This window comes from Arthrobacter terrae, assembly GCF_015708085.1.
GTDB lineage: Bacteria > Actinomycetota > Actinomycetes > Actinomycetales > Micrococcaceae > Arthrobacter_M > Arthrobacter_M terrae.
Window position 1 is genome coordinate 221,836 of record NZ_JADNYM010000002.1, and the last position, 7,214, is coordinate 229,049.

A 7,214-nucleotide genomic window follows, 5' to 3' on the forward strand; every position below is an offset into this window, starting at 1 on the left:
CCGATTCGAGGTGGCAGGAGGCTTGGATTATGGGTGGTGGCTGCTGGGGCCGTTCTCTGGATTGTCAGTTTTGCGGTTTTGCTCGTGGTGTCACCTTTGGGGACCGCGGTGTCGTCGGATCCGGGTGCGGAGGCGATCGCATACTGGGTGACGTTACTTCCGTCGGCGGTGGGAATTGCACTGGTTCTTCTGATTCCAAGACGTTCGCTTACTCGTATAGCGGTTGTGCAGGAACGGCGAAGGTTTGTCATCACGACGGCAGTCCTGTTGGTGCTAGCTGCGCTATTCCCGCTGATTTCCGCGACGATTCCGCTTCAAGGTGAGCTGTACGTTCTCGGCAAGCTCGTTCTTTTGATCATTATTCCCTGCGGACTCCTACTTCTGGTCCGCCGAAGTGTGAAGATCGATTTTCGTAAGAGTGCTGCGCGGTGGTGGGCTCCAGCGATCGTGATCGTGCTGTGGGTGATCGTTTCGCAGGTTGCCCCGTGGAACTCAACTTTCGACATAGGTGGTTTGGATCCGGCTTTAGTCGTCACTGCTGCGGTTGCGACGGCGTTGACAGCGGGCGTTGGTGAGGAGCTCTTTTACCGTCGATGGCTTCAGACTCGACTGGAAGCGGGCCTCGGGGCATGGTCGGGAATCGTTATAGGGTCCCTCGCGTTCGCGCTCATGCATCTTGGTTCGCATGGCACAGGCGAATTCTTCCTCGACGTCGCACGCGTCATTGTCGTTCAAGGCTCGTTTGGGCTATTTCTCGGGATCATGTGGTGGCGATACCGAAATCTCTTCGCCAACGTCGTCGTTCACGTCATCGTTAACGGATGGGCCGTGGCAGCGGCGCTCCTGGCCGCATAACGAGACGTCTCTCTATCCCAGCGGGCGGCGACGCCGCAACGGAATTGAGCAAGAGGCTTACACCGACTGGTGGATCCCACGATGGCAGGCTGCAAGAGGGTCAACAGCCGGGGCCAATGGGCTCGAAAAGAGGCTTCATGGCTTTGTGGCGCTAACGTTCCGGAGAGGAACCCTGAATGGTACAGCCTCATGCAGGCAAGTCCGTTGGGATGGAAAAGTAGCGCAGTAACGCGCTCCGGGGAGGACAGCGTCGATCCGGACGTGACTGGGTTCTGACGCGTTCGGCGCGCTTTGCACCCTGAATTTGTGGTTTTCGCGGCGTATATTCGACGGGTCGATGCCGATGAGTGTTGCTCTGAGGTGTAATGATCGATCCGGATTGTGGGGGTGTTCGAAGGCCCCCCTGGTCCGCTGTACTGCGCGCGGGCGACGATGCTTCCTTCATGCAAGCCCGGGTTCCGACTTGAAGCCGGGTTTGTGATCTTCCATCGGCTATCCGTTCCGTCGGGCAGCGTACCGGTGATTGCCCCAATCTGTCGTAAGCGTGCCGTGGCTGGTACTGGCCTGAGCGCTTGCGGTCAACTTTTTAAAAATAGTTTGCTGTGTGGCGTGACGTTTGTCTGCTGGTTTCGTCTTTCTCTTTGTAAGCACGATTACTATTCCCGAGAAGGAGACGTTTTTCATGTCAGAGGCAACGAAGACCCCCGGACGTTCCAGCGGCGTTATGGCCACGCCTGAGGAGCAGAAGCACAGCGCTCCGCAGGAGCAGCCGAAGAAGAACGACGCACTGCATACGGACCGCGGGGACACCACGATCGAGGAAACCGTAGTCCAGAAGCTCGCCGGCATGGCAACGCGTGAGGTTCCCGGCGTCTACGCCATGGGGAGTGCCGGGCGTCGTGCCTTCAGCGCCTTGGCCGAACGCATTCCCGGCTCGCAGACCAATGTTAGTGGCGGCGTGTCCGTGGAAAAGGGTGAACGCCAGACGGCAATTGACGTCTCCATCGTTGTGGAGTATGGAATCCCGATAGTGGAGGTCAGCCAGGGGATCCGTCGGAACGTCATCCAGTCCGTGGAACACGCCACCGGTCTGGAGGTCATCGAAGTGAACGTCAATGTCACCGATGTGCACCTGCCCGATGATGACCAGCAGGACCAGAAGGATCAAAAGACTGATCTGCAGTAATGACACCGGGCGGGATTCCCCGCCCGGTAAGGAAAAGGCCGGTGAGGAAGGGATGGTTATGTCTACTACACGTTGGTGCCTGACGATAGGTCTGGTGTTGGGAATCGTTTTGGGGTTCGGCGGCTGGTGGGCGTTGGTGGCCGCGGTGGTCCTTGGCTTTATCGGTCTGATCGTCGGGCGGGTCGCGGAGGGGAAACTCGATATGGCGGCCTTGTTCGGTAAAGCCTCGAGCCGATGAATCCGCAGGTCGCACTTGGACTGCCGATCCCCGGGGCCAATGATGCCCGCGAGGACAGTGACGGCGGCGAGATGGCGTCGCGGGGGCAAACGGTTTTGGCGAACAAGGTGATCGAAAAAATTGCCGGTCAGGTCGCCAGTGATGAATCGTCGGCCGGGGGTTCCTCCGGAGGGTTCCTGGGGATCGGAGCCCATGCGGATTTGTCTGCCCGGCCCAAAGCGTCGGTGGAACTTTCCGGGAATATCGCCACTGTGAGCGTGGAAGTGGGGATGCTGTATCCGGTTCCGTTGCGTCAGGCCACCGAGGCGCTGCGCCGGCGGATCAGGGCTAGGGTGACGGAGCTGACCGGGGTTGAAGTGCGCCAGGTCGATATCAGGGTTTCGTGGTTGACGACCGGTACTGAGACCAACGGGCGAAGGAGACTGCTATGAGCCGCCGTGATGGACGTTCCACCCGTTTACAGCACCGGCCCAGCAGGGCCGTTCCGGCACTGATAGTTGGCATCTTGCTGCTGGCAGCCGGAGTCGTGCTGGTGTGGCTGACCATCGCACGGCTGGTCAACGGGATATGGCCGACCGTCCTGCAGGGACCGAGGGACTGGCTGACCTCCCTGGTATGGAACAGTCCCGGTGTGTGGGGGATTGGGATTGCCGCGGTGGTGGTTGGGGTGATTCTGTTGCTGTGCGCCATCATTCCCGGTGGGTTCAACGCCTTGACGGTCAATGACGCCGGCAGTAACCCGGGGGGAAAGGCTGCGCCGGCCCAGGAGCAGGAGACCGTGATGACCCGCCGCGCGGTAGCGCGCCTAGCCAAAGCGCAATGCAGCCAGATCGACGGCGTCGGCAGCGCGTCGGCGACAGCGACCACTAAGCGGGTGCATCTGAGCGTCCAAACACCGCTGCACGATACCGGCGACCTGCGAAACCGGGTGACAGACAGCGTCCGGAAGAGCCTGAAAACAGCCGGACTGAACCCTGTCCCGCGCGTGACCGCTACCATCCAATCCAAAGGCTGAGAACATGTCCACTTCTGTGCCCCATCTTTCGAAGGACGGTTTCCGATGAGACAGACAGCTGGAACCCTGAACCGCATCTGGCTGACGCTTCTTGGCTTAGTTGTCCTCGTCGCCGGCATCGTCCTGCTCTTGCAGGCCAGTGGCTCGCTGCACGCACTCCTGAATACTGCCCGGTCCGGAAACCGTATCGTTACCGGTGATCTGCATGCTGTCTTCGCACCGTCCTGGGTGGTGGCCATCATGCTGGTCGTCGGTGTCATCATCGGTCTCTTGGGGCTGCTGTGGGTCATCACCCAGATCCCGAGGAAGAACGCTGCACGCACCTACCGGCTCCATGATGACGGCGGTGAAGGGTTCACCGTTTGTGAACCGTCTGTCCTGGCCACGGCCGTGGAAAACCAGGTCAATACCCTCCCCGGTGTTGTCACTTCCTCGGCTCTGCTGCGCGGAACAGCCAACGCCGCCGACCTGACCCTGAAGGTGACGGTCAACGACAGGACCGACGTCCAGGACCTCATTCACCGAATCGAAACGTCCACTTTGCCGGACCTGTCCCGCGCGTTGGAGGCACCCCTGCAGCGCAGCCGCCTGCAGATCGACGTCAGCGGGCGCACCCAAAGCACCGGAACAGTGGTGCATTCCACCGGCACCGTTGTCCAATAGGGAAAGGATCCATCGTGAGGAGGGTTCCATGATCAGTCCGCAGGACATTGAGACCGTCATCGTCGGTGGCGGCGTTATGTACTCAACCAATGGGGAGGAGGTTGGCGCGGTACGGCAGGTCTATCTGGACGGTGAGAGCGGTGAACCGTCGCTGGTGCGGGTCAGTACAGGCCATTCCGCCGCATCAGAGTCCTTGGTCCCGCTGCTAGAGGCGACCCTGGAAGGCAACGACTTGCATGTGCCCTATAGCAAAGACCAGATCAAAGACGCACCCCACCTAGGGTCTGAGGGCGGCGTCAGCGCGGCGGAACAGGCCCGGCTCTATAGCTACTACAACCCCGGCTCAACTGGTGGCGGTGCCGGACAGCTTCTGGCTTCACCGGACCGTCCAGTGACGGTGACCCGGTCTGAAGAGCAGTTACGCGTCCACCCGCAAATCCACGAAACCGACAAGGTTTGGCTGCGTAAATACATCGGGACCGAAGAAGTCACGCTGACCGTGTCGGTGAGCCACGAAGAATTCCGTGTTGAACATGAACCCATCAATGACGCTACCCACGATGGTGGTGGCGCAGTGCTGAGCGAGGAGGACTACGAAATAGTTTTGTACGCCGAGCGCCCGGTGGTCCATCTGGAAACCGTTCCCGTCGAGCGGGTAAGAGTCCGCAAGCAGATCATCACCGAGGAACGAACCATTACCGAACAACTCCGGCAAGAAAGGATCGACACCGACGTAACCGACCCTGGTAGCAGGTAGTACGCACCGTCTTTCAGTGAGCCGGATCGTCGGCCAACAACACCCCGAAGGTTTCCATGAATAACGCACTTTCCACGGCATTAGCCGACGTCATCACCTTTGTTCCGAAGCTCATTTTCTTCTTCATCATCCTGATTATCGGCTGGATCATCGCCAAGCTCATTGAAAAAGCCCTCTCCAAGGTCCTGCAAAAAGTCGGCTTCGACAAAGCGGTCGAACGCGGCGGCATCAAGAAGGCACTGGAGAAGAGCAAATTCGATGCTTCATCCATTGTGGGCAAAATCGTCTACTACTTCATTTTGCTGTTCGTCCTTGAACTGGCATTCGGGGTGTTCGGCCCTAACCCGATCAGCACCCTGCTAACCGGCATCATCGCCTACCTGCCGCTGGTCTTCGTGGCGATCATCATCATCGTCATCACCTTCGCCATTGCAGCGGCGGTGCGCGAATTGATCGTCAATATGCTCGGCGGCCTGTCCTACGGCAAGATGCTGGCCAACGTCGCCAGCGCCTTCATCATCTTCCTGGGCATCATCGCAGCCCTAAATCAGATGCAGATCGCGGTTACCGTGACCACGCCGATCCTGATCGCCGTTCTGGCCATCGTCGCCGGAGTGGTTATCGTCGGAGCCGGCGGTGGGCTGATCAAGCCCATGCAGGCCCGCTGGGAAAGTTACCTGTCCAAGGCCGAAGAAGAGGCACCCCAAATCAAGGAGCAGGCCAAAAATGCTCCCAGCGTGAAGGACCAGGCACAGCAGGCCAAGAACAAAGCCCAACACAGCCAGCATTCCGGCAACAACAAGGGTGCCCACCGCGTCTGAGAGACCAACCTATTGGGGTGTTTGGCCCCATCACCACAACCCCAGGGATCATCCAGGTCCCATCTATAAAACAGGAGTATTGCAATGATTAGTACAGATCAGATCCAGGAACTGCTCAACAGCGGCGGAACCGTCGTCGGCGGGGAAGGCGAGAAAATCGGCAAGATCGGCCAGGTCTACCTGGACGACGAAACCGGCAAACCCGAATGGGTCACGGTCAAAACCGGTATGTTCGGTGGTGCCGAGACTTTCATTCCGTTGGCCGAAGGCACCATCGACGGTGACACCATCAGGGTCCCGTACGACAAGGACACGGTCAAAAACGCCCCGCGGATGGACGACTCCGAAGGGCACCTGAGCAAGGACCAGGAGGCAGCCCTCTATGAGTACTACGGCATGGCCTATACGGAACGGACCTCGGATTCCGGGCTTCCCGCCGGCGGGGCCCCGCAGCAGAACACCGGAGAGCGCAAAGACCTCTCCGGTGAGTCCGGCGTTCAGGGCCGCGACACGTCCGGACCGACCACCGATGACGCGATGACGCGCTCGGAGGAGAAGTTAAGGGTCGGCACGGAAAAAGTCGAGACCGGCAGGGCCCGGTTGCGTAAATACGTGGTCACGGAAAACGTTTCCACGACCGTCCCGGTCAGCCACGAGGAGGTCCGCGTCGAACGTGAGCCGATCACCGAGGCCAACCGCGGAGCTGCTACCTCGGGTTCGGACATCAGCGAAGAGGAGCACGAGATCACCCTGCACGCTGAACGGGCCGTGGTGGAGAAGGAAACCGTCCCGGTGGAACGGGTCCGGCTCGGCACCGAAACCGTGACAGAGAACCAGGAAGTGAACGAGGAAGTCCGTAAGGAACGGATCGACACCGACGGTGACACCGGTACGGCCACCGGTGGTGAGGAGAAGAAACACTGACAGACCGGTGCCCGGTGGAACGGGTCAGACGGGTTTTCCTGGCGAAGGGAAGAGAAGTGTGAGATGAGTACCAGTTCAGGCTCGGCACCACAGGACGGAACGGACGACAGGGTCCGGCCCCATGCCGGGGTGCGGAACGAACCCGGGCGGGACCGGGAGAGTGTCGTCGGGAGAGAAAAGGAAAAGTACGGTGGCATCAAGATCGGCTCGGCGTTCTTCGGCTGGCTGACCGCTACCGGTACCGCCGTGTTGCTGACCACTTTTCTGGCGGCTGCGGGAACCGTGGTCGCTCTGGCCACCCACACCAACCCCGCCACGGTCACCAACGGTGCCGGCCAGAACCCGCAGACGGTGGGACTGGCAGGGATTATTGTCCTGCTCGTGATCTTGTTCATCGCCTATTACTGTGGCGGCTACGTTGCCGGGCGGATGGCACGCTTCAACGGCATGAAGCAGGGCCTCTTTGTCTGGTTGTGGGCGGTGGTGATCGCGATCATTGTCGCCATTGTCAGTGCCGTCGCCGGGAGCAGGTTCAATATCCAGGCACAGCTCAACAGCTTCCCCAGGATCCCCATCAACGAAGGGACCATGACCACGGCGGGCATTATCGCGGCCCTCGTCGCCGCTGCGGAATTTGTCAAGGTGGATGAGGCCAGTGGGAGTTAGGCTGCTTTCTTTGTCTCGGGTTTTTCTGGTGGCTTGTTGATCCATACCGTTTCGGGCAGGGCCAGGATTTTGGGGTCCTTGGTGGTGGC

Annotated in this window: 10 protein-coding genes; all 10 read left to right on the top strand. The window is 59.9% G+C overall.

From position 1 onward, the window contains the following. Positions 1–33: 33 nt before the first annotated feature. Positions 34–855 carry a CPBP family intramembrane glutamic endopeptidase gene (locus tag IV500_RS02290; RefSeq protein ID WP_312875791.1) on the top strand — a complete coding sequence of 274 codons (822 nt, stop codon included), beginning with the start codon at positions 34–36 and terminating at the stop codon, positions 853–855. A gap of 682 nt (positions 856–1,537) precedes the next feature. Beyond that, on the top strand, positions 1,538–2,041 hold the full coding sequence (locus tag IV500_RS02295) for an Asp23/Gls24 family envelope stress response protein (RefSeq protein ID WP_230854347.1): 504 nt from the start codon (positions 1,538–1,540) through the stop codon (positions 2,039–2,041). Between the two features lie 58 nt (positions 2,042–2,099). Continuing rightward, a complete protein-coding gene (locus IV500_RS02300) occupies positions 2,100–2,279 on the top strand; it encodes a hypothetical protein (protein WP_196395186.1) in 180 nt (59 codons plus the stop codon). Beyond that, entirely contained in the window at positions 2,276–2,710 is a 435-nt protein-coding gene (locus IV500_RS02305; RefSeq protein ID WP_196395187.1) for an Asp23/Gls24 family envelope stress response protein, read from the top strand. The genes IV500_RS02300 and IV500_RS02305 overlap by 4 nt, the downstream gene beginning before the upstream one ends. Beyond that, positions 2,707–3,294, top strand: coding sequence for a DUF6286 domain-containing protein (locus IV500_RS02310; RefSeq protein ID WP_196395188.1), 588 nt, complete (start codon positions 2,707–2,709; stop codon positions 3,292–3,294). The genes IV500_RS02305 and IV500_RS02310 overlap by 4 nt, the downstream gene beginning before the upstream one ends. A 45-nt stretch (positions 3,295–3,339) precedes the next feature. Continuing rightward, the gene (locus IV500_RS02315; RefSeq protein ID WP_196395189.1) at positions 3,340–3,957 is read left to right on the top strand and encodes an Asp23/Gls24 family envelope stress response protein; all 618 of its coding nucleotides are present in this window, start codon (positions 3,340–3,342) and stop codon (positions 3,955–3,957) included. Positions 3,958–3,985: 28 nt separating this feature from the next. Beyond that, positions 3,986–4,714, top strand: coding sequence for a YsnF/AvaK domain-containing protein (locus tag IV500_RS02320; RefSeq protein WP_196395190.1), 729 nt, complete (start codon positions 3,986–3,988; stop codon positions 4,712–4,714). A gap of 56 nt (positions 4,715–4,770) precedes the next feature. Then, a complete protein-coding gene (locus IV500_RS02325) occupies positions 4,771–5,535 on the top strand; it encodes a mechanosensitive ion channel family protein (protein WP_196395191.1) in 765 nt (254 codons plus the stop codon). 84 nt (positions 5,536–5,619) lie between these two features. Beyond that, positions 5,620–6,459 (top strand): DUF2382 domain-containing protein, encoded by an 840-nt coding sequence (locus tag IV500_RS02330; protein WP_196395192.1) that lies wholly within the window; start codon positions 5,620–5,622, stop codon positions 6,457–6,459. Between the two features lie 63 nt (positions 6,460–6,522). Beyond that, positions 6,523–7,125: a hypothetical protein gene (locus tag IV500_RS02335; RefSeq protein ID WP_196395193.1), complete on the top strand. Its 603-nt coding sequence runs from the start codon at positions 6,523–6,525 to the stop codon at positions 7,123–7,125. The last annotated feature ends 89 nt before the right edge of the window (positions 7,126–7,214 follow it).

Bases quoted from the DNA above. Each gene is read 5' to 3' on its own strand.
- IV500_RS02330 (WP_196395192.1), top strand. From the start codon at position 5,620: ATGATTAGTACAGATCAGATCCAGGAACTGCTCAACAGCGGCGGAACC.
- IV500_RS02310 (WP_196395188.1), top strand. From the start codon at position 2,707: ATGAGCCGCCGTGATGGACGTTCCACCCGTTTACAGCACCGGCCCAGC.
- IV500_RS02305 (WP_196395187.1), top strand. From the start codon at position 2,276: ATGAATCCGCAGGTCGCACTTGGACTGCCGATCCCCGGGGCCAATGAT.
- IV500_RS02300 (WP_196395186.1), top strand. From the start codon at position 2,100: ATGTCTACTACACGTTGGTGCCTGACGATAGGTCTGGTGTTGGGAATC.
- IV500_RS02295 (WP_230854347.1), top strand. From the start codon at position 1,538: ATGTCAGAGGCAACGAAGACCCCCGGACGTTCCAGCGGCGTTATGGCC.
- IV500_RS02315 (WP_196395189.1), top strand. From the start codon at position 3,340: ATGAGACAGACAGCTGGAACCCTGAACCGCATCTGGCTGACGCTTCTT.
- IV500_RS02325 (WP_196395191.1), top strand. From the start codon at position 4,771: ATGAATAACGCACTTTCCACGGCATTAGCCGACGTCATCACCTTTGTT.
- IV500_RS02320 (WP_196395190.1), top strand. From the start codon at position 3,986: ATGATCAGTCCGCAGGACATTGAGACCGTCATCGTCGGTGGCGGCGTT.
- IV500_RS02335 (WP_196395193.1), top strand. From the start codon at position 6,523: ATGAGTACCAGTTCAGGCTCGGCACCACAGGACGGAACGGACGACAGG.